General features: G+C 71.3%; 27 protein-coding genes, 4 tRNA genes and 1 pseudogene. 7 read left to right on the top strand and 25 right to left on the bottom strand.

Features of this window, described 5'->3' with window-relative positions; genetic code table 11:
- Positions 1-73 precede the first annotated feature (73 nt).
- The 6 genes from AY578_RS19535 to AY578_RS19510 all read right to left on the bottom strand — a co-directional run bounded on the left by AY578_RS19535 (position 74) and on the right by AY578_RS19510 (position 3,964).
- Positions 74-1,015 (bottom strand): SCO4651 family lipoprotein, encoded by a 942-nt coding sequence (locus tag AY578_RS19535; protein ID WP_019525221.1) that lies wholly within the window; start codon positions 1,013-1,015, stop codon positions 74-76.
- A 169-nt stretch (positions 1,016-1,184) separates the two neighbouring features.
- The gene (gene rplA / locus AY578_RS19530; protein ID WP_019525222.1) at positions 1,185-1,910 is read right to left on the bottom strand and encodes a 50S ribosomal protein L1; all 726 of its coding nucleotides are present in this window, start codon (positions 1,908-1,910) and stop codon (positions 1,185-1,187) included.
- A gap of 83 nt (positions 1,911-1,993) precedes the next feature.
- Positions 1,994-2,428: a 50S ribosomal protein L11 gene (rplK, locus tag AY578_RS19525; RefSeq protein ID WP_019525223.1), complete on the bottom strand. Its 435-nt coding sequence runs from the start codon at positions 2,426-2,428 to the stop codon at positions 1,994-1,996.
- 177 nt (positions 2,429-2,605) lie between these two features.
- A complete protein-coding gene (gene nusG, locus AY578_RS19520; RefSeq protein WP_028960067.1) occupies positions 2,606-3,433 on the bottom strand; it encodes a transcription termination/antitermination protein NusG in 828 nt (275 codons plus the stop codon).
- An 80-nt stretch (positions 3,434-3,513) separates the two neighbouring features.
- Positions 3,514-3,783: a preprotein translocase subunit SecE gene (gene secE / locus AY578_RS19515; protein ID WP_006130607.1), complete on the bottom strand. Its 270-nt coding sequence runs from the start codon at positions 3,781-3,783 to the stop codon at positions 3,514-3,516.
- Positions 3,784-3,891: 108 nt separating this feature from the next.
- Positions 3,892-3,964, bottom strand: a tRNA-Trp gene (locus tag AY578_RS19510).
- Between the two features lie 284 nt (positions 3,965-4,248).
- Between AY578_RS19510 and AY578_RS19505 the strand changes: the two genes are divergently transcribed.
- Together AY578_RS19505 and AY578_RS19500 are read left to right on the top strand one after the other, a co-directional pair.
- The gene (locus AY578_RS19505) at positions 4,249-5,475 is read left to right on the top strand and encodes a pyridoxal phosphate-dependent aminotransferase (protein WP_019525225.1); all 1,227 of its coding nucleotides are present in this window, start codon (positions 4,249-4,251) and stop codon (positions 5,473-5,475) included.
- A gap of 125 nt (positions 5,476-5,600) precedes the next feature.
- On the top strand, positions 5,601-6,641 hold the full coding sequence (locus AY578_RS19500; RefSeq protein ID WP_019525226.1) for an adenosine deaminase: 1,041 nt from the start codon (positions 5,601-5,603) through the stop codon (positions 6,639-6,641).
- On the opposite strand, the gene AY578_RS19495 is transcribed toward AY578_RS19500, so the two are convergent.
- The 7 genes from AY578_RS19495 to AY578_RS19465 form a co-directional block, all read right to left on the bottom strand.
- A complete protein-coding gene (locus tag AY578_RS19495; RefSeq protein ID WP_136238172.1) occupies positions 6,586-7,293 on the bottom strand; it encodes a hypothetical protein in 708 nt (235 codons plus the stop codon). The genes AY578_RS19500 and AY578_RS19495 overlap by 56 nt on opposite strands.
- A 62-nt stretch (positions 7,294-7,355) precedes the next feature.
- Positions 7,356-8,411 (bottom strand): UDP-N-acetylmuramate dehydrogenase, encoded by a 1,056-nt coding sequence (locus AY578_RS19490; RefSeq protein ID WP_019525228.1) that lies wholly within the window; start codon positions 8,409-8,411, stop codon positions 7,356-7,358.
- Between the two features lie 59 nt (positions 8,412-8,470).
- The gene (locus tag AY578_RS19485; protein WP_028960065.1) at positions 8,471-8,899 is read right to left on the bottom strand and encodes a MaoC family dehydratase; all 429 of its coding nucleotides are present in this window, start codon (positions 8,897-8,899) and stop codon (positions 8,471-8,473) included.
- A gap of 8 nt (positions 8,900-8,907) precedes the next feature.
- Positions 8,908-9,360: a MaoC family dehydratase N-terminal domain-containing protein gene (locus AY578_RS19480; RefSeq protein ID WP_028960064.1), complete on the bottom strand. Its 453-nt coding sequence runs from the start codon at positions 9,358-9,360 to the stop codon at positions 8,908-8,910.
- Between the two features lie 119 nt (positions 9,361-9,479).
- Positions 9,480-9,644 (bottom strand): 50S ribosomal protein L33, encoded by a 165-nt coding sequence (gene rpmG, locus AY578_RS19475; protein WP_003948671.1) that lies wholly within the window; start codon positions 9,642-9,644, stop codon positions 9,480-9,482.
- Positions 9,645-9,732: 88 nt separating this feature from the next.
- A tRNA-Met gene (locus tag AY578_RS19470) sits at positions 9,733-9,805 on the bottom strand.
- Positions 9,806-9,851: 46 nt separating this feature from the next.
- A tRNA-Thr gene (locus tag AY578_RS19465) sits at positions 9,852-9,924 on the bottom strand.
- A gap of 209 nt (positions 9,925-10,133) precedes the next feature.
- Here AY578_RS19465 and AY578_RS19460 point away from each other — a divergent pair.
- A pseudogene (locus tag AY578_RS19460) lies at positions 10,134-11,400 on the top strand (amidohydrolase family protein).
- 79 nt (positions 11,401-11,479) lie between these two features.
- Positions 11,480-12,136 (top strand): NAD(P)H-binding protein, encoded by a 657-nt coding sequence (locus AY578_RS19455; protein ID WP_028960062.1) that lies wholly within the window; start codon positions 11,480-11,482, stop codon positions 12,134-12,136.
- A 34-nt stretch (positions 12,137-12,170) separates the two neighbouring features.
- On the opposite strand, the gene AY578_RS19450 is transcribed toward AY578_RS19455, so the two are convergent.
- Positions 12,171-12,383 (bottom strand): hypothetical protein, encoded by a 213-nt coding sequence (locus tag AY578_RS19450; RefSeq protein ID WP_078504592.1) that lies wholly within the window; start codon positions 12,381-12,383, stop codon positions 12,171-12,173.
- A 204-nt stretch (positions 12,384-12,587) separates the two neighbouring features.
- On the opposite strand from AY578_RS19450, the gene AY578_RS19445 reads away from it, so the two are divergent.
- Positions 12,588-14,060 carry a tetratricopeptide repeat protein gene (locus AY578_RS19445; RefSeq protein WP_136238170.1) on the top strand — a complete coding sequence of 491 codons (1,473 nt, stop codon included), beginning with the start codon at positions 12,588-12,590 and terminating at the stop codon, positions 14,058-14,060.
- A gap of 105 nt (positions 14,061-14,165) precedes the next feature.
- Here the strand turns inward: AY578_RS19445 and AY578_RS19440 are convergent.
- Positions 14,166-14,247: transfer RNA gene (locus AY578_RS19440), tRNA-Tyr, on the bottom strand.
- Positions 14,248-14,482: 235 nt separating this feature from the next.
- Here AY578_RS19440 and AY578_RS19435 point away from each other — a divergent pair.
- Positions 14,483-14,971 (top strand): YajQ family cyclic di-GMP-binding protein, encoded by a 489-nt coding sequence (locus AY578_RS19435; RefSeq protein WP_019525250.1) that lies wholly within the window; start codon positions 14,483-14,485, stop codon positions 14,969-14,971.
- 85 nt (positions 14,972-15,056) lie between these two features.
- Here the strand turns inward: AY578_RS19435 and AY578_RS19430 are convergent, their stop codons facing one another.
- On the bottom strand, positions 15,057-15,323 hold the full coding sequence (locus tag AY578_RS19430) for a GlsB/YeaQ/YmgE family stress response membrane protein (protein ID WP_026243884.1): 267 nt from the start codon (positions 15,321-15,323) through the stop codon (positions 15,057-15,059).
- Positions 15,324-15,415: 92 nt separating this feature from the next.
- Here AY578_RS19430 and AY578_RS19425 point away from each other — a divergent pair, with 92 nt between their 5' ends.
- Entirely contained in the window at positions 15,416-16,705 is a 1,290-nt protein-coding gene (locus AY578_RS19425) for an APC family permease (protein WP_136238169.1), read from the top strand.
- Between the two features lie 149 nt (positions 16,706-16,854).
- On the opposite strand, the gene AY578_RS19420 is transcribed toward AY578_RS19425, so the two are convergent.
- The 9 genes from AY578_RS19420 to AY578_RS19380 form a co-directional block, all read right to left on the bottom strand.
- Positions 16,855-17,250 carry a YccF domain-containing protein gene (locus AY578_RS19420; protein ID WP_019525253.1) on the bottom strand — a complete coding sequence of 132 codons (396 nt, stop codon included), beginning with the start codon at positions 17,248-17,250 and terminating at the stop codon, positions 16,855-16,857.
- Positions 17,247-18,107 carry a zinc metalloprotease HtpX gene (gene htpX / locus AY578_RS19415; RefSeq protein ID WP_019525254.1) on the bottom strand — a complete coding sequence of 287 codons (861 nt, stop codon included), beginning with the start codon at positions 18,105-18,107 and terminating at the stop codon, positions 17,247-17,249. The genes AY578_RS19420 and htpX overlap by 4 nt, the downstream gene beginning before the upstream one ends.
- A gap of 230 nt (positions 18,108-18,337) precedes the next feature.
- The gene (locus AY578_RS19410; protein ID WP_136238168.1) at positions 18,338-19,849 is read right to left on the bottom strand and encodes an NADH-quinone oxidoreductase subunit N; all 1,512 of its coding nucleotides are present in this window, start codon (positions 19,847-19,849) and stop codon (positions 18,338-18,340) included.
- Complete coding sequence (locus AY578_RS19405) at positions 19,846-21,420, bottom strand: complex I subunit 4 family protein (RefSeq protein ID WP_136238167.1); 1,575 nt, start codon at positions 21,418-21,420, stop codon at positions 19,846-19,848. Before AY578_RS19405 ends, AY578_RS19410 begins: the two co-directional genes overlap by 4 nt.
- A 6-nt stretch (positions 21,421-21,426) precedes the next feature.
- Positions 21,427-23,421 carry an NADH-quinone oxidoreductase subunit 5 family protein gene (locus tag AY578_RS19400; RefSeq protein WP_028960058.1) on the bottom strand — a complete coding sequence of 665 codons (1,995 nt, stop codon included), beginning with the start codon at positions 23,419-23,421 and terminating at the stop codon, positions 21,427-21,429.
- Positions 23,418-23,822 carry an NADH-quinone oxidoreductase subunit NuoK gene (nuoK, locus tag AY578_RS19395; protein ID WP_136238166.1) on the bottom strand — a complete coding sequence of 135 codons (405 nt, stop codon included), beginning with the start codon at positions 23,820-23,822 and terminating at the stop codon, positions 23,418-23,420. Before nuoK ends, AY578_RS19400 begins: the two co-directional genes overlap by 4 nt.
- A complete protein-coding gene (locus tag AY578_RS19390; protein WP_161108033.1) occupies positions 23,822-24,490 on the bottom strand; it encodes an NADH-quinone oxidoreductase subunit J family protein in 669 nt (222 codons plus the stop codon). The genes nuoK and AY578_RS19390 overlap by 1 nt, the downstream gene beginning before the upstream one ends.
- The gene (locus AY578_RS19385) at positions 24,487-25,044 is read right to left on the bottom strand and encodes a NuoI/complex I 23 kDa subunit family protein (RefSeq protein WP_137209036.1); all 558 of its coding nucleotides are present in this window, start codon (positions 25,042-25,044) and stop codon (positions 24,487-24,489) included. The genes AY578_RS19390 and AY578_RS19385 overlap by 4 nt, the downstream gene beginning before the upstream one ends.
- Entirely contained in the window at positions 25,044-26,012 is a 969-nt protein-coding gene (locus AY578_RS19380) for a complex I subunit 1/NuoH family protein (RefSeq protein ID WP_028960056.1), read from the bottom strand. Before AY578_RS19380 ends, AY578_RS19385 begins: the two co-directional genes overlap by 1 nt.
- Between the last annotated feature and the right edge of the window lie 124 nt (positions 26,013-26,136).

The raw sequence follows: 26,136 nt of genomic DNA, 5'->3' as shown, positions 1-26,136 counted from the left end.
GTCAGGCAAATCGGCCGATCGGGGGCTCTCCGGCGCGCGCGTGGTGCGTGCCGGAGAGCCTCGCCGGGACCTGTCAGGCCGCCGAGCCCGCGCCCAGCGACTCCAGCTCCTTCAGCAGCTCCATGAAGTCGACGGTGTCGCCGGCCGGCGGGGCCTGGACGTCGGCCTTGGCGCCGTAGTCCGAGAAGTGCGAGGTCATCGTCATCGATCCCTGGGCCATCGTCATGCCGACGACCATCTTGACCGGGAGGTCGTCCTCGTTGACCCAGATCTCGGTGTCGTAGCCCTTCATCCCCGACTTCTCGGCCATGGCGACGAGCTCGTCCCGCTCCTTCTTCGAGAGCAGGTCGAAGGACGTGTTGGCGTCGACCATCTCCTCGAAGCTGAGCGTGCCCTTGTAGTGCTGCGCCTCCACGCCGTCGACCTTCTCGGGGCCCACGTGCTTCAGGCTCGGCGACTCCAGCAGCAGGGCGAGCTGCTGCGCCGGGTCCTGGTTCATGTTCTCCAGGCCGCCGGTCACCTGCTTGCGGACCTCCGGGTCGCCGGACGCGTCGGCGACGGCCTTGAAGTCCATCTTCATCCAGCGCTTGCCGTCCATGCGTGCGGCCTGCTCTTCGCCCAGGTCCATGTACACGACGCCGTCGAGCATGATCATGCGTATCTGCCCGGGCCCTCCGGCGCCGCCGACGGCGAACGCGCCGCCCTTCATCGTGACGTCCATGACCGCCGGGTCCCACCCCTGGACCCCGGACATCTCCACGGTGCCGGCCTCCGCGGCCGCCCCGGAGGTCTCGACGGTCATCCGGATCTTGGACGACTTCGCCTCCGAGGTCTTCTTGAACGCGGCCTGGAGCACCTCGGCGGCCTCGGTCCGCGACTGCGCCCCGGAGGAGGCGCCGGCCTTCTTGCCGCCCTTGTCGGCCCCGCCGTCGCCGTCCTGGCATCCCGCGAGGCCCATGACGACCGCCGCGGCCGTCAGACAGACACCCGCGCGCTTCCATGCGGCCATGACCATCAGATCCCCACCCCTGTGTCTCTCGCGCTCCTTGTGTGATTCCTGTGAACCGTAGCCGACCCCACCGACACAGGCGTACGAAAAAACCCGCCCCCGCGCCCCGAGGGGCGTGAGGACGGGTTCTTCGACGCGTACGCGCGGAGCCGGCCCGTCGGCCGGATCACCCGGCTCAGACGGCGGCCGGGTCCTCCTCGACGAGGAGGTTGCGGGTGCGGTTCGGGTCGAGCGGGATGCCCGGGCCCATCGTGGTGCTGAGGGCGGCCTTCTTGATGTAGCGGCCCTTGGCGGCGGACGGCTTCAGACGGAGGATCTCCTCCAGGGCCGCTCCGTAGTTCTCCACCAGCTTGGTGTCGTCGAACGACGTCTTGCCGATGATGAAGTGCAGGTTCGCGTGCTTGTCGACACGGAACTCGATCTTGCCGCCCTTGATGTCGTTGACAGCCTTGGCGACGTCCGGGGTCACGGTGCCGGTCTTCGGGTTCGGCATCAGACCACGGGGACCGAGCACGCGGCCGAGGCGGCCGACCTTGCCCATCAGGTCCGGGGTGGCGACGACGGCGTCGAAGTCCAGACGGCCCTTCGACACCTCGTCGATCAGCTCGTCGGCGCCGACGATGTCGGCGCCCGCGGCACGCGCGGCCTCGGCACGGTCACCGGTCGCGAAGACCAGGACCCGGGCGGTCTTACCGGTGCCGTGCGGGAGGTTCACGGTGCCACGGACCATCTGGTCGGCCTTGCGCGGGTCGACACCCAGACGGAAGGCGACCTCGACGGTGCCGTCGAACTTGGTCGTGGACGTCTCCTTGGCGAGACGGACAGCCTCGAGCGGGGCGTACAGCTTCTCCCGGTCGATCTTGGCGTCCGCAGCGCGGAGAGACTTGCTGCGCTTGCTCACTGAAAGCTCCTGTGCGTTCGAGGAGTCGTGGTCCGGGCCGAGCAGGCCCTGCCACTACTGCGTTGGCTTACGGGGGGTGGAGGTCAGCCCTCGACCGTCACGCCCATGGAACGGGCGGTGCCGGCGATGATCTTCTCGGCGGCGTCCAGGTCGTTGGCGTTGAGGTCGGGCATCTTGGTGGTGGCGATCTCACGGACCTGCTCGCGGGTGATCTTCGCGACCTTGGTCTTGTGCGGCTCGCCGGAGCCCTTCTCCACGCCCGCGGCCTTGAGGATCATCTTCGCGGCCGGCGGGGTCTTCGTGATGAAGGTGAAGGAACGGTCCTCGTAGACCGTGATCTCCACCGGGATGACCCAACCGCGCTGCGACTCGGTCGCGGCGTTGTAGGCCTTGCAGAACTCCATGATGTTCACGCCGTGCTGACCCAGCGCGGGGCCGACCGGCGGGGCCGGGTTCGCGGCACCGGCCTGGATCTGGAGCTTGATGAGCCCCGTGACCTTCTTCTTCTTGGGAGGCATGGCTCTCCGGGTCCTTTCGAATTCGGGTCCTGCCCGGGTCCCGGAAACCTCCAGGACGCAGGCATACCGCACAACGATAACGGGTATGGATGCGCGGCCAAAAACCGAGCAGGTCAGACAAACGCGCGAGCGTTCGCCTGACCTGCGCGGAAGCTGTGAATCAGCCGGTCCAGAAGGCTAGTTCTTCTGGATCTGGTCGAAGGAGAGCTCGACCGGCGTCTCGCGGCCGAAGATCTCCACCAGACCCTTGACCTTCTTGGAGTCGGGGTTGATCTCGTTGATGGTCGCCTGCAGCGTGGCGAACGGGCCGTCGGTGACGGTGACCGAGTCGCCGACCTCGAAGTCCAGCACCTGGACCTCGACCTTGCGCTGCGGAGCCGGCTTGCCCTCGGCCTCGGCGGCCTCGCGGGCGGCCTTCTCCTCGGCCTCCGGGGCGAGCATCTTGACGATCTCGTCCAGCGTCAGCGGGTACGGGTCGTAGGCGTTGCCCACAAAGCCGGTGACACCCGGGGTGTTGCGGACGACGCCCCAGGACTCGTTCGTCAGGTCCATGCGGACCAGGACGTAGCCCGGGAGCTTGTTCTGCTTGATCGTCTTGCGGTCGCCGTTCTTGATCTGGACGACCTCTTCCTGCGGCACCTCGGCCTGGAAGATGTAGTCCTCGACGTTGAGCGAGACGGCGCGCTGCTCGAGGTTGGTCTTCACGCGGTTCTCGTAGCCCGCGTAGGTGTGGATGACGTACCACTCGCCGGGCAGGGACCGCAGTTCCTCGCGGAGCTTCTCGACCGGGTCGCGGTCGTCCTCCGGCTCGGCCTCGGCCTCTTCCTCGGAGGCCTCGGCGGACTCGTCGTCCGCGGCCTCGGCGTCGGTGGTGTCGGCAGCCTCGGCCTCGGAGGCCTCGGTGTCCTCGACGTCCGCGCCCTCGACGGCGGCGAGCGCGTCCTCGGCGGACTCGGCCCCTTCGCCGTAAGGCTCGACGGCGTCGTTCACGTTCGGGTCAGACACGGTGGCTGCTTCTTCCTGGATACATAGGGGTGGAACATGCGAAAGGAGCGCCGGGTACCTCGGCGCTCTTCGCTCGGGGATCAGCCGAAGACGTACTTGGCGGCGTTGCTGAGGCCATAGTCGATCAGGGTCACCAGGCCGATCATCAGGACCACGAAGACGATGACGGCGGTCGTGTACGACGTCAGCTGGTTACGCGTCGGCCAGACGACCTTGCGGAGTTCCGCGATGATCTGGCGGTAGAAGAGCGCGAGACGCTTCAGGGGGCCCTTCTTGGCACGCTTGCCGCCCTTGCGGGGCTTCTGCTCCTGGGCATCAGGCATGTCGATGGAGCCCACGGCGTCCGTCACTCGTCCTCACCTGATTCCGGGTCGTGGCCGTGCCGCGCCCGGTCTGAGCCGCACGGCGGTGCATTGCTGTACGTACATGCGCACACATCCTGGCGAAGGTGTGTGTAGCAGGGCCGGAGGGACTTGAACCCCCAACCGCTGGTTTTGGAGACCAGTGCTCTACCAATTGAGCTACGACCCTTTGTGCGTCCCCCAACGTACCGCATCCGGCCGGATGCTTGGTGTGCACCGGCTGAGCGCGGACCGCTGAAGGCCAACGAGGTGAGAGTGTACGTGTTCCTGGGCCGGGCGTCGAACAGAAAGTGCCTGGGAGGGGGCGCACCGGCCACCGAAAGGCCGGTGATCGTCCTGGCCACACCGCCCGCGACCGTGTGATGCGGACTGGTGTTCCACCCTTTGCCCGGTGTTGTTCAGTCCGTGAAACCGCTGTGCCGAGTGTGTTTCGTGTCTGGAACGATGGGCCCCATGAGCGCTGCAACCCCTCCCACCGAGCGCCGGGTCTCCGCCCGAGTCGGCGCGATCTCCGAGTCCGCCACCCTCGCCGTGGACGCCAAGGCCAAGGCCCTCAAGGCCGCCGGGCGACCGGTGATCGGCTTCGGCGCCGGTGAACCCGACTTCCCGACGCCGGACTACATCGTCGAGGCCGCGATCGAGGCCTGCAAGAACCCGAAGTACCACCGGTACACCCCGGCCGGCGGCCTGCCCGAGCTGAAGCAGGCGATCGCCGCCAAGACGCTGCGCGACTCCGGCTACCAGGTCGACCCGGCCCAGATCCTGGTCACCAACGGCGGCAAGCAGGCGATCTACGAGGCCTTCGCCGCGATCCTCGACCCGGGCGACGAGGTCATCGTCCCGGCGCCGTACTGGACGACGTACCCCGAGTCGATCCGGCTGGCGGGCGGTGTCCCGGTGGAGGTCGTCGCCGACGAGACCACCGGCTACCGGGTGGGCGTGGAGCAGCTGGAGGCGGCCCGCACGGAGAACACCAAGGTTCTCCTGTTCGTCTCGCCCTCCAACCCGACCGGCGCCGTCTACACCCGCGAGCAGATCGAGGAGATCGGCCGCTGGGCCGCCGAGAAGGGCCTGTGGGTCCTCACGGACGAGATCTACGAGCACCTGGTCTACGGGGACGCCGAGTTCCACTCCCTGCCGGTGGTCGTGCCGGAGCTGGCCGACAAGTGCATCGTCGTCAACGGCGTCGCCAAGACGTACGCCATGACCGGCTGGCGGGTCGGGTGGGTCATCGGCCCGAAGGACGTCGTGAAGGCCGCGACCAACCTGCAGTCGCACGCCACGTCGAACGTGTCGAACGTCGCGCAGGCCGCCGCCCTCGCCGCCGTCTCCGGGGACCTGGACGCGGTCGCGACGATGCGTGAGGCGTTCGACCGCCGGCGCAAGACCATCGTGCGGATGCTCAACGAGATCGACGGCGTGGTCTGCCCGGAGCCGGAGGGCGCGTTCTACGCCTACCCGTCGGTGAAGGCGCTGGTCGGCAAGGAGATCCGCGGCAAGCGCCCGCAGAACACGGTCGAGCTGGCCGCGCTGATCCTGGAGGAGGCCGAGGTCGCGGTGGTCCCCGGTGAGGCGTTCGGCACGCCGGGCTACCTGCGGCTGTCCTACGCGCTGGGCGACGAGGACCTCGTCGAGGGCGTGAGCCGTATCCAGAAGCTGCTGGCGGAGGCGCGGGACTGACGTCCTTCCGCATCGCCCCGGGGGCGCCCAGGACTGTCCTGGGCGCCCCCGTTCGTCTGTGCGAGCAAGACCACGAACGGCGAAAGCGCTACCGGGACGGCCCTGGCGTGCGGCAGGATCGGCGGATGGAGCGTGTACGTGATGTCTCTGAGCTGCCGAAGGCCCATCTGCATCTGCACTTCACCGGGTCGATGCGGCCCACCACCCTGCTGGAGCTGGCCGACAAGTACGGGGTGCGCCTCCCCGAGGCGCTGACCGACGCCCTGACCGGCGGGGAACCGCCCCGGCTGCGCGCCACGGACGAGCGCGGCTGGTTCCGCTTCCAGCGCCTGTACGACGCGGCACGCTCGTGCATCAGATCGCCCGAGGACATCCAGCGCCTGGTGCGGGAGGCGGCCGAGGAGGACATCCGGGACGGCTCCGGCTGGCTGGAGATCCAGGTCGACCCGACCTCGTACGCGCCCCGGCTGGGCGGGCTGATCCCGGCGCTGGAGATCATTCTCGACGCGGTCGACTCCGCGTCCCGCGAGACCGGGCTCGGGATGCGGGTGCTGGTGGCCGCCAACCGGATGAAGCACCCCCTGGACGCCCGTACGCTGGCCCGCCTCGCCGTGCGCTACGCCGACCGGGGGATCGTCGGCTTCGGCCTCTCCAACGACGAGCGGCGCGGCATGGCCCGCGACTTCGACCGGGCGTTCGCCATCGCCCGGGACGGCGGCCTGCTGTCGGCCCCGCACGGCGGCGAGCTGGCGGGGCCCGCGTCGGTGCGGGACTGCCTGGACGACCTGGAGGCGCACCGCATCGGACACGGCGTGCGGGCGGCGGACGACCCGCGGCTGATGAAGCGGCTCGCGGACCGGGGCGTGACCTGCGAGGTGTGCCCGGCGTCGAACGTCGCCCTCGGCGTGTACGACAAGCTGGAGGACGTGCCGCTGCGCACACTGTTCGACGCGGGCGTGCCGATGGCGCTGGGCGCGGACGACCCACTGCTGTTCGGCTCCCGGCTGGCGGCGCAGTACGAGATCGCGCGGCAGCACCACGACTTCACGGACGCGGAGCTCGCCGAGCTGGCCCGGCAGTCCATCCGGGGTTCGGCGGCGCCGGGGGACGTCAAGGAGAAGCTGCTGTCGGACGTCGACGCCTGGCTGACCGCCCCGGTGGGGTGAAGTGAGTGAGGGGCGGATACGGCTTGAAGCAGATCAGGATCTCGTGCGGGTGTCCTCCGCCCGGCTGCTGGACGAGGCCCGGAAGGGCCGACACCATCGCGAGCCGCCCCTGCGTGACGCCCTTCTGACGCGGCCCCCAGCCGGCCGCGTAGGCGAAGGACATGGCCGCCTCGGCGAAGACGTCCCGGCTGCCGAAGAGGAAGAAGGTGCGGGCGTGCAGGGCGTGCCGCAGTTCGTCACGGCAGCCGGGCAGCGCGGCGCGCTCGCGCCAGGCGGACGCGTCACGGCCCGTACGCGCCTCGTCGGTCCGCACGGTCAGGGACGTGCCCTGTCCCAGCGCGCGGCGCAGCCGCGGCCACCGGCTCGGGCGCAGTCCGTAGGAGTGGTGGGCCAGGACGAGGTCCACACGCTCCCCCTGGCCCTCGTCGGGCGGCACCGTGTCGCGCAGCGGCACATGGACGACGGTGCGGCGGGAGTACGCGGCGAAGGAGAACAGGCCGGCGAGGCGGTTCAGCCCGTCGTGGTCGCCGAGGAGCAGGCCGATGGGCTCGGGGGCGAACAGCGACGTGTGACGCAGCGGCCGGTGCGGCTGGACGACACGGTGTTCGTGCGGCCCTGTGCGGGGCCGGTACTGGAGCAGTCTCAGCTGCATGCGGGGAGCCTCACCGGCCCATGGTCACGGCCGGGTGAGCCCCTCGGCAACGGAGTTTGCGGCTACAAGCTGACGCCCACCATGACCGGCTCGTTCACCAGGGTGATCCCGAACGCCTCGCGGACGCCCGTCACGACCTCGCGGGCCAGCGTCAGCAGGTCCTCCGTGGTGGCCTCGCCGCGGTTGGTGAGCGCGAGGGTGTGCTTGGTGGAGATGCGGGCGGGCCCGCTGCCGTACCCCTTGGTGAAGCCGGCCTTGTCGATCAGCCAGGCCGCGGAGGTCTTGGTGAGCCCTTCCCCGGCGGGGTAGGCGGGCGGCTCCACGCCGTCCCCCAACCGCTCCCGCACACGCGTACGGAATGCGGCGAACGTCTCGTCGTCGAGAATCGGGTTGGTGAAGAAGGAGCCGGCCGACCAGGTGTCGTGGTCCTCCGGGTCCAGCACCATGCCCTTGCCTGCGCGGAGTTTCAGCACCGTGTCCCGGGCGGTGCCCAGCGGCACCCGCTCGCCGGGCGCGACGCCGAGCACGCGGGCGGTCTCGGCGTACCTGACCGGCCCGGACATCCCGCCGGCGTCCTCCAGCCGGAAGCGGACACGCAGGACGACGTAGCGCTCGGGGTCGGCCTTGAAGCGGCTGTGCCGGTAGGAAAACGCGCACTCCTCGTTGGAGAGGGTGACGGTCTCGCCGGAGCGCCGGTCGTAGGCGACGACCTCGGTGATCGTCGAGGCGACCTCCTGACCGTACGCGCCCACGTTCTGGATGGGGGTGGCGCCGGCGGAGCCGGGGATGCCGGCCAGGCACTCGATGCCGGCGAGTCCGGCCTCGACGCCTGCGGCGACGGCGTCGGTCCACACCTCGCCGGCGGCCAGCTCCAGGACGGTGCCGTCGAGGGTGACGCCCTTGGTGGCGACGACGAGCGCGGTGCCGTCGAAGCCCTTGTCGCCGATGACCAGGTTGGAGCCGCCGCCGATGACCAGCAGCGGGGTGCCCGCGGCGTCGGCCTCGCGGACGGCGGCGATCACCTCGTCGTCAGTGGTCGCGGTGACCAGCCGGGTGGCGGGGCCGCCCAGCCGGAAGGTGGTCAGGGGAGCGAGGGGGGCGTCGTGGAGTTCCTGCACGGGCTCAAGACTACGAGACGGCGCCGCCGCCCCCGCTCCCCCGCCGCCGCGGCTCCCGCTCAGGCGAGGCGTACGACCGCGCGGGAGGCGCCGAGGACCTTCTGGCCCGCGCTGGTCGCGGTGAGGTCGACGCGGACGGTGTTGTCGTCGAGCTTGGCGGCGACCTTGCCGCTGACCTCGATGACGGCGCCCTTGTCGTCGTCGGGCACGACGACCGGGCGGGTGAAGCGGACGCCGTACTCGACGACCGCGCCGGGGTCGCCCGCCCAGTCGGTCACGACGCGGATCGCCTCGGCCATGGTGAACATGCCGTGCGCGATGACGTCGGGCAGCCCGACCTCCTTGGCGAACCGCTCGTTCCAGTGGATGGGGTTGAAGTCGCCGGAGGCTCCCGCGTACCGGACGAGGGTGGCGCGCGTCACGGGGAACGTCTGCGCGGGCAGCTCGGTGCCGACCTCGACGTCGGCGTAGGAGATCTTCGCCGTCATGGTGTGGTTCACGCCTCCTCGGCCGCGCGGGCCACCAGCTTGGTCCAGGCGGTCACGACGTGCTCGCCGTTCTGGTCGTGCACCTCGCCGCGGATGTCCAGTATGTCGTTGCCCGCCATCGTCCGGACGGTCTCGATGGTGGAGGTGACGGTCAGCCGGTCACCGGCGCGCACGGGCCGGTTGTAGGCGAACTTCTGGTCGCCGTGCACCACCCGGCTGTAGTCGAGGCCGAGCTGCGGGTCGGCGACGACCTTGCCCGCGGCCTTGAACGTGATGGCGAACACGAAGGTCGGCGGGGCGATCACATCGGGGTGGCCGAGCGCCTGGGCGGCCTCCCTGTCCGTGTACGCCGGGTTGGCGTCCCCCACGGCCTCGGCGAACTCGCGGATCTTCTCCCGGCCCACCTCGTAGGGCTCGGTGGGCGGGTAGGTCCGCCCCACGAAGGACTGGTCGAGCGCCATGCGCGCGGCACCTCCTGTGTCGGTCCAGGACCGACGTGTCTCACGGTGTGTGGTGTCGGTGGGGAAACGACACGAGGCCGCCCCCCGAGTGGGGGGACGGCCTCATGTACGAGCCTGTTTTATCGCGTCTCGCGGTGCGCGGTGTGCGCATTGCAACGCGGGCAGTGCTTCTTCATCTCAAGACGGTCCGGGTTGTTACGCCGGTTCTTCTTGGTGATGTAGTTCCGCTCCTTGCACTCCACGCAGGCCAGCGTGATCTTCGGGCGGACGTCGGTGGCAGCCACGTGAGTGCTCCTTGACGAACGGATGGACTTGATTAACGCAAGAAGAGTAGCCGATCGAAGGACCGACCCCGCAATCGGCTACTGACAGTAGCGGTGACCGGACTTGAACCGGTGACACAGCGATTATGAGCCGCTTGCTCTACCGACTGAGCTACACCGCTTTGATGCGATCGGGACCCGCCTCGCGGCGGGAACCTCTCACACCAGAGCCCCAAAACGGAATCGAACCGTTGACCTTCTCCTTACCATGGAGACGCTCTGCCGACTGAGCTATTGGGGCGAGCGATGAAGACATTACACGGTCTGCCGCCGTTCGCCCAAATCCGATTCCGGCCTCCGTCCCCCTCCCGGGCGGACGGGCCACACCGGTACGACTATTGCGCTCCTCCCGGCGCGGGACGGAGGGCCGTCCTAGGCTCGACTCACTCTGCGTGATCTTGTCTCAGCGTGACGTGCGTCCTCGTGCGCAGCCCGAGCCCCAGGAGCGCGATGCCCGACAACCGGCCGCAGCCACCGTCCCAGCCGTGGTCCTCGCCCTCCGGTTCCGGCCCTGCCGACCCTTCCCCGCTCCTCCTGTGCGGCGCGCGCCTCAGCGACGGCCGGAGCGTGGACGTACGGCTCGGCGGCGGGCGCATCGAGGCCGTCGGCACGGCGGGCAGCCTCACGGCGGACGCCACGCGCGCGTGCGTCCCGCGGCTCGACCTCACCGGCTATCTGCTGCTGCCGGCCCCGGCCGATCCGCACGCCCACGCGGACACCGCCCTGTCCGCCGACGGCCCCGGCCCCGTCTCCCAGAACCCCCAGGACGTGCAGCGCCGGGCGACGGAGGCGGCGCTGCTCCAGCTGGGGCACGGGGCGACGGCCCTGCGCGCGCACGTGCGCGTGGGGGACATGGCGGGGCTCGGCGCGCTGCGGGCCGTGCTGCGGGCGGCGCGTTCGCTGCGCGGGCTGGCCGAGCTGACCACGGTGGCGATGCCCCGGGTGCTGACGGGGCTGGCCGGGGCGGACGGTCTCGCGGTGCTGCGGGACGCGGTGAAGATGGGCACCTCCGTGGTGGGCGGCTGCCCGGACCTCGACCCCGATCCCACGGGCTATGTGGAGGCGGTGCTGGAGACGGCCTCCGAGCACGGGCTGCCGGTCGATCTGCACACCGACGCGTCCGACCCGGCCCGGCTGGCCCGGCTCGCGGCGATGGCGGGCGGTCTGCGGCCCGGGGTGACGCTCGGGCCGTGCGGGGGCCTGTCCGCCCTTCCGGCCGATGTAGCGGCCCGTACCGCGGAGCGGCTCGCGGCGGCCGGGGTGACGGTGGTGTGCCTGCCCCAGGGCGGCTGCGGCGCGGCGGACGGCCGGGACGCGGCGCCGGTACGGCTGCTGCGCGCGGCGGCGTACGGGGGCGGCGGGCAGCGGCTCGCTGCGGGACGTGTCGAACCCGGTGGGCCGGGGCGACCCGCTGGAGGCGGCGTACCTGCTGGCCTCCTGTCAGGGCCTGTCCCCCGAGGACGCGTACGCGGCGGTGAGCGCGCGGGCGCGGGCGGCGATGGGGCTGCCGGAGGTGCGGGTGGAGGCCGGTTTCCCCGCCGACCTGCTGGCGGTCCGGGGCGACGGCCTGCCGGCCGCGCTGTCCCTGGCGTACAGCCGGATCGTGGTGCACGGGGGGCGTGTGGTGGCCCGCACGAGCGCGGTGCGGGAGTACTGCGACTCGGCGGCGTCGGGCGCGGGTCCCGGGCTGCCGCGGCAGGGGCGGGGGCCGGCGTAGGGGCCGGATGGGTCGCGGCGCTGCGAGGGGCGGCTCGGTCGCAGGGCGGATGGGCCGGGGACGACGTACGGTCGAAGGCATGCGCATTGTCATCGCTGGTGGTCATGGTCAGATCGCGCTGCGGCTGGAGCGGTTGCTCGCCGCGCGCGGGGACGAGGCGGCGGGCATCATCCGCAAACCCGAACAGGCGGACGACCTGCGGGAGCTGGGCGCGGAGCCGATCGTGCTCGACCTGGAGTCGGCTTCCGTGGAGGAGGTCGCGCGGGCCCTGGAGGGCGCGGACGCGGCGGTGTTCGCGGCGGGCGCGGGCCCTGGCAGCGGCGTGGAGCGCAAGGAGACGGTGGACAAGGCGGCGGCGATCCTGTTCGCGGACGCGGCCGTGCGGGCGGGCGTGCGCCGGTTCGTGATCGTGTCGTCGATGGGCGCGGACCCGGAGCACCAGGGGGACGAGGTCTTCGACGTCTACCTGCGCGCCAAGGGCGAGGCGGACGCGTACGTACAGAGTCAGGACGCCCTGGACTGGACGATTCTGCGGCCGGGTCAGCTCACGGACGACCCGGGCACGGGCCTGGTCCGCCTGGAGGCCCGCACGGGCCGCGGCTCGATCCCCCGGGACGACGTGGCGGCCGTCCTGGCGGAACTGGTCGACACACCCGCGACGGCGGGGCTGACCCTGGAACTGATCAGCGGTTCCGTACCCGTGTCGGTGGCGGTGAGGGCGGTCGCGGGGAACTGAGCGGGGCAGGGGGCCCGTTCGGGCCCCCGGGATGTCAGAACAGGGGCATCTGCCCGGGGAACGGCGGGACGACGTAACCGTCCAACGACGGCTGCTCAGGACCCGGTTGGGCGAGCCGACGGGACCCCGGACAGGAGGTCAGCTCCCCGCTGCCGCGAGCACCGGGCGGATCGTGCCGCGCGTATCGCCCGGCGACGACGGCGATCTCTCGGCGGCACTCAGGACAGGGGCGACGGCGGGACGACATGGGTCCAGTGTGCCCGTGCGGTGCGGCCTGCTTCTGTTTCTGCTTCTGTCCCTGTTCTTGTCCCTGCTCCTGTTCTTGTCCCTGCTCCTGTTCCTGCTTCTGCTCCTGCCGACGTGGTCAACTTCTGATTGACGAAGTGAGGGGCGGGGGTGATAGTTGCCTGCCGAACTGTTCAAGGCGGTTCGGCATGTGCACGGGGGGAACATGCAGGCCACAGATCACGACATCCCGTCCGCGTACGCCACGGCACAGGCCCACTTGCAGGCAGGCCGGTTGGCGCAGGCGCGGCGCACGGCCACGGAGGCGCTGAAGACGGACGGGCCCAACGCTCGTCTTTCCCTGGTGCTGGGGCAGGCCCACGCGGCCGAGGACGACGACGATCACGACGATCGGGCCGAAGCCGCCTATCAGGAGGGCCTGCAGGCGTTCCCCGATGACGTCGAACTGCTCGCGGCGTACGCGGAACTGTGTCTGCGCAGCGACTACATGGACCGCCCGGCCAGGTTTCGGCGCGGCCCCGAGCTCGCCGAGCGGCTGCGTGAGCTGGCACCCGGCTCCGCGCAGGCGCTGAGGGTGGAGCAGATCGCGGCGGGCAAGACGATGTCGGGCCCGAAGCCGCCGTCACCCGTGCGGACGCAGATGCACGACGCACGTCTGGTGCTCACGGCCGTCGGCGATCCGGCCGCGGCCGCCGCGCAGGCTCGCGCCCACGCAGAGGGCCGACCGGACGACGCCCGCCTGGCCACGCTGGCCGAGACCCTCGCCGCGCTCGCGGGCCCCGGCCGCGCGCCCCTGCGCTGGATGGTCCGCTTCCCGCAGCACACGCTCGTCATCCGTGCGGCCCTGTGCAGCCTGATACTGCTGGCCGTGCCCGCATTCCAGTGGAACGACTGGGCGCGCATGGCGGTCGTCGTCGCCGTCGCCCCGTCGACTCTGTTGCAGAGTGTGCTGCGCGGGGCACGTCACCGTGCCGGCACCCGGCCGTTCGTCGCTCACGCCGAGCCCGGTACCGAACACCGGGCTGAACCCCCTGCTGAACCCCGTGATGTCCCGGACTTTCCCGTACTGCCGCCGGTGCCGGCGCCGTCAGGCCGTGAAACGGCAGTGGCGTGCGTCGTGCTCGCCGGGTTCCTGGCGGCGCTGGTGGGCTCGGCCGTGTGGGGCTACCAGCAGTACGCCGACTATCCGCGCTACACCGTGGCGGCACCGGACCGCCTGCGGGGGTACGAGCGGCTGGAGGACACCCCGGTCCAGCAGCTGACGGAAAGCCTGATGGGCGAGAGCCTGGCGGGCGACGGGGGCAGGCCCTTCGCGTACGTGTACGGGCGGAAGGACCAAAACCTGGCCCTGGTCACGGTGTTCGGCGCGGTCGGCGACTTCCACGACATGACCTCTGACGCGGTGGAATCCTTCCACGGCGACTTCGAGTCGGGCCTGATCGGCACGGGGCTGACAACGAACGGGACCGTCTCCGCCGACCCCGGCCGCCTCGGCGGCGCCATGAGGTGCCTGTCGTACCAGGCGCTGGGCGGCGGCCTGGTCAACGCCTGCACCTGGGGAGACAAGGGCAGCGTCGGCACGGTCCTGTCGGCCGACTCTGGCAGGGGCCTGGAGACCGCGGCGGACCTCGCACGGGCGGTACGGGAGGCGGTGCTGCACGAAGAAGGGGGCCGGTGAGCGGCGGGCGGAATCCGGCGGCTGGGCCGCCGGACCGCTGGGCCCGTCAACGACGAAAGGGTCTGTGATCAGCATTGCTGCTGGTCACAGACCCTTTCGGTCGTGTGGCGGCGCCAGGATTCGAACCTGGGAAGGCTGAGCCGGCAGATTTACAGTCTGCTCCCTTTGGCCGCTCGGGCACACCGCCGGGGTTGCTGCACTGAACCCCGCCTTCCGGCGGTGCTCGCTGGCAACGACGTAAACAATACCCGATGGACAGGGGTGCTTCGCCACCCGATTGATCGCCACCCCGGGGCCGGGGGGTGACTAGGCTGGTCCGGATGCGGTCCGGGGCCGATGCCGGGCTCGGTGGCCGCCCCTAGTACGCCGGTACGCACCGGTGCGCAGCCCGATACGCACCCCGAATCAAGGAGCCACAGGACATGGCCGACTCCAGTTTCGACATCGTCTCGAAGGTCGAGCGGCAGGAGGTCGACAACGCCCTCAACCAGACCGCCAAGGAGATCTCGCAGCGCTACGACTTCAAGGGCGTGGGCGCCTCGATCTCATGGTCCGGGGAGAAGATCCTCATGGAGGCGAACTCCGAGGACCGGGTGAAGGCAGTCCTCGACGTCTTCCAGTCCAAGCTGATCAAGCGGGGCATCTCCCTGAAGGCCCTGGACGCGGGTGAGCCGCAGCTCTCGGGCAAGGAGTACAAGATCTTCGCGACGATCCAGGAGGGCATCTCCCAGGACAACGCGAAGAAGGTCGCGAAGATCATCCGTGACGAGGGCCCCAAGGGCGTGAAGGCCCAGGTGCAGGGCGACGAGCTGCGCGTCAGCTCCAAGAGCCGGGACGACCTCCAGGCCGTCATCGCGCTGCTCAAGGGCAAGGACTTCGACTTCGCCCTGCAGTTCGTGAACTACCGCTGAGAAACAGAAGACGGGGAAGGGTGGGTGCCTGCTCGGGCGCCCACCCTTTGCGCGTCGGTCGCGTAAGTCGTCGCTCGCGTCGTCGTCAGTCGCGCGAGTGGCCGAACAGGATGCGGTACGCGATCAGCAGGACCAGGGAACCGCCGATCGCGGCCACCCACGTGGTGCCGTCGTAGAAGTCCTTGCTGATCGGGTGGTCCAGCCAGCGGGACGAGATCCAGCCGCCGATGAACGCGCCGGCCACGCCGATCAGGGTCGTGCCGACGAGGCCGCCCGGGTCGCGGCCGGGCAGCAGGAACTTCGCGATGGCTCCGGCCAGCAGGCCGAGAATGATCCAGCTGATGATCGTCATGCCGAGTACCTGCCCTTTCACACCGGCCTTTGCACCATGAAGGACGTCACGAGTACACCTTCCGGTTGCCGTTGATCAGTAGGGTGCGGCCCATGACGAACGCCCCCGCCGGTCCCGGCACTTCCGGACTGCGCCGCACCCTCGGCACGGGCGACGCCGTCGTCGTCGGCCTGGGCGCGATGCTCGGCGCGGGCATCTTCGCCGCGCTCGCGCCCGCCGCGCGGGCCGCCGGTTCGGCGCTGCTCCTCGGGCTGGCCCTCGCCGCCGTCGTCGCCTACTGCAACGCCGGTTCGTCGGCCCGCCTCGCCGCCCTGTACCCGGCCTCGGGCGGCACGTACGTGTACGGCCGCGAGCGGCTCGGGGAGTTCTGGGGCTACCTGGCCGGGTGGGCCTTCGTCGTCGGCAAGACGGCGTCCTGCGCGGCGATGGCGCTCACCGTCGGCGCGTACATCTGGCCGGGGCAGGCGCACGCCGTGGCCGTCGCCGCCGTGGTGCTGGTGACGGCGGTCGACTACGGCGGGGTGCAGAAGTCCGCGTGGGTGACACGGGCGATCGTGGGTGTGGTCCTGGCGGTTCTCGCTTGCGTGGTGGTCGTGTGCCTGACGTCCGGTGACGCCGGCCCGGGCCGGCTGGACGAAGGCGCGTCGGGCGGGGCCGGCGGGGTGCTCCAGGCTGCCGGTCTGCTGTTCTTCGCGTTCGCCGGGTATGCGCGGATCGCGACCCTCGGCGAGGAGGTACGGGATCCTGCGCGCACGATCCCGCGGGCCGTCCGGGTGGCCCTGGGCATCGCACTCGCCGCGTACGCGGGTGTCGCCGTCGCTGTCCTTTCCGTGCTGGGTGCCAAGTCGTTGGGTGCGTCCGTCGCGCCGCTGGCCGACGCGGTGCGGGCGGCCGGGGTGCCCGGGCTCGCGCCGGTGGTGCGGGTGGGTGCGGCGGTCGCCGCGCTGGGGTCGCTGCTCGCCCTGCTGCTCGGGGTGTCGCGGACGACGCTGGCCATGGCCCGGGACCGGCATCTCCCGGGCCGGCTGGCCGCCGTCCATCCGCGGTTCCACGTACCGCACTGGGCGACGCTGGCCGTGGGCGGTGTCGTCGCCGTCCTGGCCGCCACCGTCGATGTGCGGGGTGCTGTCGGGTTCTCCTCCTTCGGTGTGCTGACGTACTACGCCGTGGCGAACGCCTCGGCCTGGACACTGCGTCCGGGTGTGGCGGCCCGGGTGGCGCCGGCGGTGGGGGTCGCCGGGTGCCTGGCGCTGGCGTTCTCCCTGCCCTGGACCTCGGTGGCCGTGGGCGCGGCGGTGCTCGGTGCGGGTGTGGTGGCGTACGGGGTGCGGAAGGTGCGGGGGCGAGGGCAGGGTGATCATCCGGATCCGGGCGGGCGGTGACCCGTCCGTGCATTCATGATGCGCGGCGATCGCGAGACGTGTGCGGGCCTGTGGACAACCCGCCGGCTGTGGACAACTCCCCCGCCCTTGCGGTCCAAGGCCCGCCCCGGCAGGTCCAGCCCCGCCCCCGGCAGGGGCCGCCCCTCACCTCACCAGCGGTCCGTGAACGCCCGGTCCGTGCGGACGATCTCGCGGCCCAGCGGGAACAGCGAGACCGGGATCAGCTTGAAGTTGGCGACGCCGAGCGGGATGCCGATGATCGTGACGCACAGGAGGAAGCCCGTGACGATGTGGCCGAGGGCCAGCCACCAGCCCGCGAGGATCAGCCACAGCACGTTGACGATGAAGGACGGGGCGCCGGCGTCGCGGCGCTCGACCGTCGTGTATCCGAAGGGCCACAGGGCGTAGACGCCGATGCGGAACGCGGCCACGCCGAAGGGTATGCCGATGATCGTGATGCACAGCAGCAGGCCTGCCACCAGGTAGCCGAGGAACAGCCAGAAGCCGCTGAAGACGAGCCAGATGAGATTCAGGATGGTCTTCACAGGTGGCCTGCCATCTTCTCGAGCCGGGCGATGCGTTCCGCCATCGGCGGGTGGGTGGAGAACATCTTCGCGAACCCCTGCCCCGGGCGGAACGGGTTCGCGATCATCATGTGGCTGGCCGTCTCGATGCGCGGCTCAGGGGGCAGCGGAAGCTGCTTGGTGCCCAGTTCCAGTTTGCGCAGGGCGCTGGCCAGGGCCAAGGGGTCGCCGGTGAGCTGAGCTCCGGACGCGTCCGCCTCGTACTCGCGGGAGCGGCTGATGGCCAGCTGGATGAGGGACGCGGCCAGCGGGCCCAGGATCAGGATCAGGAGCATGCCGAGCAGGCCAGGGCCGTCGTCGTCGTCCGAGCGGCCGATCGGGATCAGCCAGGCGAAGTTGACCAGGAACATGATCACGGAGGCGAGGGCGCCGGCGACCGAGGAGATCAGGATGTCACGGTTGTAGACATGGCTGAGCTCGTGGCCGATGACGCCGCGCAGCTCCCGCGCGTCGAGGAGGCGCAGGATGCCTTCCGTGCAGCACACCGCCGCGTTGCGCGGATTGCGGCCGGTGGCGAAGGCATTGGGGGCCTCCGTCGGCGAGATGTACAGGCGGGGCATGGGCTGACGGGCCTGCGTGGACAGTTCACGGACCATCCGGTACAGCCCGGGGGCCTCGAACTCGCTCACCGGTCGCGCCCGCATCGCCCGCAGGGCCAGCTTGTCGCTGTTCCAGTACGCGTAGGCGTTGGTGCCCAGCGCGACGACGACGGCGATGACGAGCCCCGTACGGCCGAAGAAGCTGCCGATGACGATGATGAGCGCGGACAGTCCCCCGAGGAGGACCGCGGTCCTGAGCCCGTTGTGCCGGCGGTGCACGGTACGCCCTCCAAATCGTGCGGCAGGGGAACCCTTGCTAGCGGATCTTCCGTCTGACCTGCGCTGCCCACTGGTGCCGTGGTGTCACGTCCAGTGGACCCTCCCGTTACGGTCAACGCCAGGCGAAGGGCACTAGTTCCCTTGTGCGCGTGGTGGCGCGTGTCAACCATCCGGGTGAACGGCCGCGCGGGGCAGGGCGGGCGGCCACGCGCGCGTGGAGCGCGGGGCGCCTAGAAGAGCCCGGTCTCCGTGAAGCGCAGCACCAGTTGCGGGGCGCCGGACAGGGCGATGCCTAGGACGCCGGTCAGGGCGAGTGCCGCGGTGAGCGGGGCGGGGAGGCGGTGAGCCACTGCCTCGCCCTCGGGGGCCGTCTCCGGCGCGCGGAACAGCAGCGCCGTCCAGCGCAGGTAGTACACCAGCGCGATGACGACGTTGACGGCCATGACGACGGCCAGCCAGCCCAGCCCCGCGTCGACGGCCGCCGCGAACACGGTGACCTTGGCGAAGAGGCCGATGACGCCCGGCGGGAGGCCGGCGAGGCACAGCAGGAAGAAGCCCATGAGCAGCGCGGTGAGCGGGCTCGCGGCGTACAGGCCGCGGTAGTCGGCGACCCGGTTGAGCCGGTGCGCGCGGCCGACGAGGGCGGCGACCGCGAAGGCGCCCAGGTTCACGGCGCCGTACATGAGGGCGTAGGCGAGGGTGGAGCCGACCGACTTCTCGGGGTCGTCGGAGTACCCGGCCGCGGCGATCGGCACGAGCAGGTAGCCGGCCTGTCCGACGGACGACCAGGCGAGAAGCCGTACCGCGCTGTACGCGCGCGTGGACTGCTGGCGCAGGGCGCCGACATTGCCGACGGTCATGGTGAGCGCGGCCAGCACGGCCAGGGCGGGGGCCCAGGCGTCGGCGTACGAGGGGAGGGCGACGACGGTGACGAGGATGAGGCCGGAGAAGCCGACCGCCTTGCCGATGACGGACAGGTAGGCGGCGATCGGCAGCGGGGCGCCCACGTAGGTGTCGGGGACCCAGAAGTGGAAGGGGACGGCGGCCGTCTTGAAGGCGAAGCCGACGAGGGTGAGGACGACGCCCGTCTGGGCGAGGGTGGCGAGCTGCCCGTCGACGTCCTGGATGCGTTCGGCGACCCGGGTGAGGTGGAGGGTGCCGGTGGCGGCGTAGACGAAGCTGATGCCGAGCAGGCTGACCGCGGTGGCGGTGACCGAGGACAGGAAGAACTTCAGGGCCGCCTCGGAGGACCGCCGGTCGCCGTGGCGCAGGCCGACCAAGGCGAACGCGGGCAGGGAGGCGACCTCCAGGGCGACGACGAGGGTCGCGAGGTCCCGGGAGGCGGGCAGCAGGGCCGCGCCGGCGGCGGAGGAGAGGAACAGGAACCAGTACTCGCCCTCGGGGAGCCGCTTGCCGGAGTCCTTCAGCGCGGTCACCGACAGCAGGGCGGAGAGCAGCGCGCCGCCGAGCACCAGGAACTGGATGACAAGGGTGAAGCGGTCCGCGGTGTAGCTGCAGACCTCGGTGTCGCCGACCAGGCAGAAGGTGGAGCGGTCGGCGTCGAGGAGCGGCAGCAGCAGGAGCGCGGCGGCCGCGAGTCCGGCCACGGAGATCCAGCCGAGCAGCGGCTTCCTGGCCTCGGCGACGAACAGGTCGGCGACGAGGACGACGAGTCCGACGACCGCCGCGACGGTGGGCGGTGCGACGGCCAGCCAGTCGACGGACTGGACGAGGGAGCTCATCGGGTGCCTCCTGCGAGGAGCTGCTGCACGGCCGGGTCGGTCAGCCCGAGGAGGGCCTTGGGCCACAGGCCGGCGACGACGGTGAGGACGACGAGCGGGGTCCAGGCCGCGAACTCGTAGGAGCGCACGTCGGTGTAGGCCGGCGTGTCCTTCGGTGCGGCGCCCATGCAGACGCGGCGGACCACGATCAGCAGGTAGGCGGCGGTGAGCAGGGTGCCGAACGCGCCGATCGACATGAAGGTGAGGAAGGCCGGCCGGTTCAGCCCGTCGGCGGGGTCGAAAGCGCCGAACAGCGCCAGCATCTCGCCCCAGAACCCGGCGAGGCCGGGCAGGCCGAGGGAGGCGACGGCGGCGAAGGCGAGCAGGCCGCCGAGGCGGGGGGCCCTGCCGTAGAGGGCGGCTCCGGTCTCCTGGGCGAGGGCGTCGAGGTCGGTGCTGCCGGTGCGCTCCTTCAGGCCTCCGACCAGGAAGAACAGCAGGCCGGTGATGAGGCCGTGGGCAATGTTGGCGAACAGGGCGCCGTTGACGCCCGTCGGGGTCATCGTCGCGATGCCGAGCAGGACGAAGCCCATGTGGCCGACGGAGGAGTAGGCGATCAGGCGCTTGAGGTCGCCCTTCGCGCCCTTTCTGGCCAGGGCGAGGCAGGCCAGGGACCCGTAGACGATGCCGACGACGGCGAACGCGGCGAGGTACGGCGCGAAGGTGCGGAAGCCGTCGGGCGCGGCGGGGAGCAGGATGCGGACGAAGCCGTACGTGCCCATCTTCAGCAGGACGCCGGCGAGCAGGACGGAGCCGACGGTCGGGGCGGCGGTGTGGGCGTCGGGCAGCCAGCTGTGCAGCGGCCACATCGGCGTCTTCACCGCGAGGCCGAGACCGATCGCCAGAACGGCGATGACCTGCACGGACACGGAGAGTGACCGGCCGTTGTCAGTGGCGAGTGCCACCATGTCGAACGTGCCCGCCTTGATCCCGATCAGGAGCAGGCCGAGCAGCATGACCACCGAGCCGAGGAGCGTGTACAGGATGAACTTCCAGGCGGCCTCGGCCCGGCCCTCGCCGCCCCAGCGGGCGATGAGGAAGTACATGGGGACGAGGACCGTTTCGAAGGCGAGGAAGAACAGGACGAGGTCGAGGACGGCGAAGGTCGCCAGGGTGCCGGACTCGAGGACGAGCAGCAGGGCGACGAAGGCCTTCGGGGACGGCCCCGCGGGCGGCTTGAAGTACGAGTAGAGGGCGCTGAGGAAGGTCAGCAGGGCGGTCAGGACCAGGAGGGGGAGCGAGATGCCGTCGATGCCGAGGTGGATCCGCACGTCGAGTGCGGGGATCCAGCTGATGTCGGTCGTGGCCTGCATTGTCGACGGGTGGTCGTGGTCGAAGCCGAGCGCCAGGGCGATCGCGGCGATGAGGATCACGCCGGTGACGGTGACGCCGTGGCGGAGCACGGCCTGCTCGGGCGACTTCCCCTCCAGTCCGGGCGGGGCGGGCAGCAGGGCGGCGGCCGCGCCGAGGAGCGGGCCGACGACGGTGAACGCCAGAAGGAACTGCATCACGGACTCGTTGATATCGATCACGCCTGCTCACGCTCCCGTGGCGACGAGGACGGCGGCGACCGCGAGGACGACGGTGCCGGCGAGCAGCGCGCTCACATAGGTCTGCAGATTGCCGGTCTGGGCGCGTCGTACTGCGGCGCCGAGCCAGCGGGGCAGGGTGCCCGCGCCGCGTACGTACGTCTCGACGACCTCCCGGTCGAGGAACCGCACGAGGCTCGCGCCGGCCCGCACCGGGCGGACGAAGAGCGCCGAGTACACGGCGTCCAGGTGGAAGCCGACGGCGGCGTGCCGGTGCAGCCGGCCGAGCAGCAGCCGCCCGGGGTCCGACGGGTCGGCCGCGTACGCGACGTCCCCGTAGGCCGGTTCGTGGCTGGCGATGGCCTCCGCCTCGACCTGTCCGGCGTCTGCCTCCGGGTGGGCGGCGACGGCGCCGAGGGGGACGCGGGCGGCGTGCGCGGTGGTGTGCCGCCAGGTGGCGTAGGTGACGATGCCGCCGACCAGGGCCACGCCCGTGCCGAGCACGGAGGTGGTGAGGGTCGGGGTGAGGTCGTGCCCGTCGAACCAGTCGGGCAGGACCCGGAAGGCGAAGCCGCCGAACGCCAGCGACGGCACGGCGAGCACCCACAGCACGGTGGTCATGGTGAGCGGCTCCCGGCCGTGGTCGGGCGCCTCGGGGCCGCTGCCGCGGAAGGCCAGCAGCCACAGCCGGGTCGCGTACGCGGCGGTGAGGAGGGCGGTGACCAGCCCGGCGAGGAGGACGATCCAGCCCGCGGCGGCGGGGGCGTGCTCGGTGTGGCCGGTGACGACGTGTTCGGCGACGCCGAGGACGGCCTCCTTGGAGAAGAAGCCGCTGAACGGCGGGATCGCGGCGAGCGCGAGGAGCGCCACGGTCATCGTCCAGTAGGCGTCGGGGACGCGGTCGCGCAGACGGCTCATGCGGGACATGGCGGCCAGGGAGTTGGTGCCGGCGGCGTGGATGATCACGCCGGCGGCGAGGAACAGCAGCGCCTTGAAGGCGCCGTGAGACAGGAGGTGGAAGACGGCGGCGCCCCGGTCGGCGACGGCGAGGGCACCGGTCATGTAGCCGAGCTGGCCGATCGTCGAGTAGGCGAGGACGCGCTTGATGTCGTCCTGGGCGAGGGCGGCCAGCGCCGAGCCGGTCATCGTGACGGCGGCCATGACGGCGAGGACGGTCATAGCGGCCTGCGAGGCCTCGAAGAGCGGAAGGAGACGGGCGACGAAGTAGACGCCGGCGGCGACCATCGTCGCGGCGTGGATCAGCGCGGAGACGGGTGTGGGGCCCGCCATCGCGTCCGGCAGCCAGGTGTGCAGCGGGAACTGCGCGGACTTGCCGGCCACGCCCGCGAGGAGCAGCAGGGCGATCAGCGTCGGGTGGTCGATGCCGCCGTGCGCGACGGCGCCGAGGATCCGGGTGAGGCGGAAGGACCCGGCGTCGGCGGCGAGCGCGAACAGGCCGATGAGGAACGGGACGTCGCCGAGCTTGGTGACCAGGAAGGCCTTCAGGGAGGCGGCGCGCGCCTCGGGGGTCTCCCAGTAGTGGCCGACGAGGAAGTAGGAGCAGATGCCCATCACTTCCCAGCCGACCAGCAGCACCATCAGGTCGCCGGTGTAGACGACCAGGAGCATCGCGGAGGTGAACAGCGAGACGAGAGCGGCGTACGACGGGTAGCGCGGGTCGTCGCGCAGATAGCCCGTGGAGTAGATCTGCACGCAGGTCGCGACGGTGCCGACGACCAGGGCGGTGAGGGCGGCGAAGCCGTCGATGTGCAGGGCCAGTTCGATGGGGACCGAGCCGGTGGGGGTGAGCTCGGTCGCGGCGTCGACCGGGGCGCCGCCGCCCTGGCGCGCGGCGACGGTGGCGGCGAGCACGAGGGAGGCGAGCGTCGGCAGGACGGCGAGCGGGCGGACGAAGCCGGGCACGCTGCGGCCCAGCAGCAGTCCGGCGAGCGCGCCGAGGAACGGAAGGAGGGGGACGAGGACGGCGAGGGTGGTCGTGGTCACGCGGTGGCCTCGGCCTTCTCGCCGGCGGCCGGGGCGGGGACCGCGCGGCCGGCGGCGTCGCTGTCGGGGTCGTCGGGGTCGTGGCCCTCGGCGGTGTCGCGGAGCCGGTCGATGTCCGAGGTGCCGCGGTTGCGGTACACGGCGAGGACGATCGCGAGGCCGATGCCGATCTCGGCGGCGGCGATCGCGATGGTGAACAGCGCCAGCGCCTGGCCGGAGTGGAGGGTGTCCTCGGCGGCCCGGCTGAGCCAGGCGTCGAAGGCGACGAGGTTGAGGTTGACGGCGTTGAGCATCAGCTCGACCGACATCAGCACCAGGATCGCGTTGCGGCGGGCGAGGACGCCGTAGAGGCCGGTGCAGAAGAGGAGGGCGGCGAGGACGGCGGGATAGGCGAGGTGCATCAGCGGGCCCCTTCCTGGTCGCGCCGGGTGCGGGTCGCGCCGGCCGCCGTGCCGGACGCGGCCGCGTCCTTCGCGCCGGGCGCGGAGCCGCCGTTGGCCTTGCGGGACAGGACGATCGCGCCGACGAGCGCGGCGAGGAGGAGGACGGAGAGGGCCTCGAAGGGGAGGACCCAGTGCTGGAAGAGACTCGCGCCGGTCACCTCGGTGGTGCCGGAGGGGGCGCCGTCCAGGTCGATCCAGGTGGTGCGGAACGCGTCGACGACCACCCAGACCAGGGCGCCCGCCGCGGCGACGGCGACGGTGAGCGCGACCCAGCGGTTGCCGGAGTCGGCGTCCGGGGAGCGGCCGATGGGGGCGCGGGTGAGCATCAGCCCGAACAGGAGGAGGACGACGACGGAGCCGACGTAGATGAGGACCTGCACCCAGGCGATGAACTCGGCGGTGAGCAGGAGGTATTCGACGGCGAGTCCGCCGAGGGCCACCACCAGCCACAGGGCGGCGTGCACCAGCTGCCGGGTGGTGACGGTGACGACGGCCGCCCCGAGGGTGACCAGGCCGACGAGGAGGAAGGTGATCTCCACGCCGGACGGGGACAGGAAGCCGGGCGACTCGGCCGCCCGGTGCGCGGTGTCGGCCGCGAGCGCGCCGGCGGTCGCTGCGGTGCTCATGCGCGGCCCTCCTGACCCGGTTCGCCGTCCTGGGCGGCCGCGAGTTTGTCGGCGGTCTTGCGGGCGGCGGCGACTTCCTTCGGTTCCTCCGCGCCCGGGTCGAGGGCGGGCGGGGCCGGGACGGTCCACATCCACTCGCGGAGCTTGTCCCGCTCGTGGGTGAGGTCACGGATGTCGGTCTCGGCGTACTCGAACTCCGGGGACCAGAACAGCGCGTCGAAAGGACAGACCTCGATGCAGATACCGCAGTACATGCACAGGGAGAAGTCGATGGCGAACCGGTCGAGGACGTTCCGGCTGCGCTCGCGGCCGCCGGGGGCGGCGGGCGGGACGGTCTCCTTGTGCGAGTCGATGTAGATGCACCAGTCGGGGCACTCGCGGGCGCACAGCATGCAGACCGTGCAGTTCTCCTCGAACAGGCCGATCACCCCGCGGCTGCGGGGCGGCAGTTCGGGCTGCGTGTCCGGGTACTGGGCGGTGACGGACTTCCGCGTCATCGTCCGCAGCGTGACGGCCAGGCCCTTGGCCAGGCCGGAGCCGGGGATCGGGGCCATTACAGGAACACCACCTTGACGACGCCGGTGAGGGCGATCTGGGCGAGGGCGAGAGGGACGAGGAGGGTCCAGGCGAACTTCTGCAGCTGGTCCTCGCGCAGGCGCGGGTAGCTGACGCGCAGCCAGATGACGACGAAGGCGAGGACGGCGGTCTTCAGCAGGGTCCACACCCAGCCGAGCCCGTCGGCGCCCCAGGGGCCGTGCCACCCGCCGAGGAACAGGACGGTGGTCAGGCCGCACAGCACGACGATCCCGGCGTACTCGGCGAGGAGGAACAGGGCGAAGCGCAGGCCGGTGTACTCGGTGTACGCGCCGAAGATGATCTCCGAGTCGGCGACCGGCATGTCGAAGGGCGGGCGCTGCAGCTCTGCGAGGCCCGCGATGAAGAAGACCAGCGCGCCAGTGATCTGCCACGGCAGCCACCACCACTCGAACGCGTCGAGGATGCCGACGAGGGAGACGGTCCCGGCGGCCATCGCCACGGAGGCGGCGGTGAGCAGCATCGGCAGTTCGTACGCGAGGAGCTGGGCGGCGGTGCGGAGGCCGCCGAGGAGGGAGAACTTGTTGGCGGACGCCCAGCCGGCCATGAGCGAGCCGAGGACGCCGACACCCATCACGGCCAGGACGAAGAACACGCCCGCGTCCAGCACCTGGCCGACCGCGCCCTCACCGGGCCCGATCGGGATCGCGAGCAGCACGAGGAGGTACGGCAGGAGCGCGACGGCCGGGGCGAGCTGGAAGATACGGCGGTCCGCGCCGGCCGGGACGACGTCCTCCTTCTGCGCGAACTTCACACCGTCGGCGATGAGCTGGGCCCAGCCGTGGAAGCCGCCCGCGTACATGGGGCCGAGGCGGCCCTGCATGTGCGCCATCACCTTGTGCTCGGTCTGACCCACGAGCAGGGGGAAGGTCAGGAAGACGACGAACACGACGAGGAGTCGCAGGGCGACGTCGAGAACGTCGGTCACCGCGGGCCTCCTGAGGGGTCGTCGGGGGTGGTCGTGTCGGGGCGCGGGCCCTTCTCCGGTTCGGGCTCGGGCTCCGGCTGGGGCGCGGGCCCGGGCTCGGGCTCGGGACGTGGGGCAGTCTCCG

The organism is Streptomyces thermocarboxydus (assembly GCF_024760485.1).
Taxonomy (GTDB): domain Bacteria; phylum Actinomycetota; class Actinomycetes; order Streptomycetales; family Streptomycetaceae; genus Streptomyces; species Streptomyces cellulosae.
Note: the sequence above shows the minus strand (reverse complement) of the source record. Positions and strands in the feature narration are given on the sequence as shown.

Coding starts and splice junctions, on each gene's coding strand:
- AY578_RS19535 (WP_019525221.1), bottom strand. CDS start 1,015: ATGGTCATGGCCGCATGGAAGCGCGCGGGTGTCTGTCTGACGGCCGCG.
- rplK (WP_019525223.1), bottom strand. CDS start 2,428: ATGCCTCCCAAGAAGAAGAAGGTCACGGGGCTCATCAAGCTCCAGATC.
- AY578_RS19505 (WP_019525225.1), top strand. CDS start 4,249: ATGAGCGCTGCAACCCCTCCCACCGAGCGCCGGGTCTCCGCCCGAGTC.
- AY578_RS19500 (WP_019525226.1), top strand. CDS start 5,601: ATGGAGCGTGTACGTGATGTCTCTGAGCTGCCGAAGGCCCATCTGCAT.
- AY578_RS19495 (WP_136238172.1), bottom strand. CDS start 7,293: ATGCAGCTGAGACTGCTCCAGTACCGGCCCCGCACAGGGCCGCACGAA.
- AY578_RS19485 (WP_028960065.1), bottom strand. CDS start 8,899: ATGACGGCGAAGATCTCCTACGCCGACGTCGAGGTCGGCACCGAGCTG.
- AY578_RS19480 (WP_028960064.1), bottom strand. CDS start 9,360: ATGGCGCTCGACCAGTCCTTCGTGGGGCGGACCTACCCGCCCACCGAG.
- AY578_RS19455 (WP_028960062.1), top strand. CDS start 11,480: ATGCGCATTGTCATCGCTGGTGGTCATGGTCAGATCGCGCTGCGGCTG.
- AY578_RS19450 (WP_078504592.1), bottom strand. CDS start 12,383: ATGTCGTCCCGCCGTCGCCCCTGTCCTGAGTGCCGCCGAGAGATCGCC.
- AY578_RS19445 (WP_136238170.1), top strand. CDS start 12,588: ATGCAGGCCACAGATCACGACATCCCGTCCGCGTACGCCACGGCACAG.
- AY578_RS19435 (WP_019525250.1), top strand. CDS start 14,483: ATGGCCGACTCCAGTTTCGACATCGTCTCGAAGGTCGAGCGGCAGGAG.
- AY578_RS19430 (WP_026243884.1), bottom strand. CDS start 15,323: ATGACGATCATCAGCTGGATCATTCTCGGCCTGCTGGCCGGAGCCATC.
- AY578_RS19425 (WP_136238169.1), top strand. CDS start 15,416: ATGACGAACGCCCCCGCCGGTCCCGGCACTTCCGGACTGCGCCGCACC.
- AY578_RS19410 (WP_136238168.1), bottom strand. CDS start 19,849: ATGAGCTCCCTCGTCCAGTCCGTCGACTGGCTGGCCGTCGCACCGCCC.
- nuoK (WP_136238166.1), bottom strand. CDS start 23,822: ATGCACCTCGCCTATCCCGCCGTCCTCGCCGCCCTCCTCTTCTGCACC.
- AY578_RS19390 (WP_161108033.1), bottom strand. CDS start 24,490: ATGAGCACCGCAGCGACCGCCGGCGCGCTCGCGGCCGACACCGCGCAC.
- AY578_RS19385 (WP_137209036.1), bottom strand. CDS start 25,044: ATGGCCCCGATCCCCGGCTCCGGCCTGGCCAAGGGCCTGGCCGTCACG.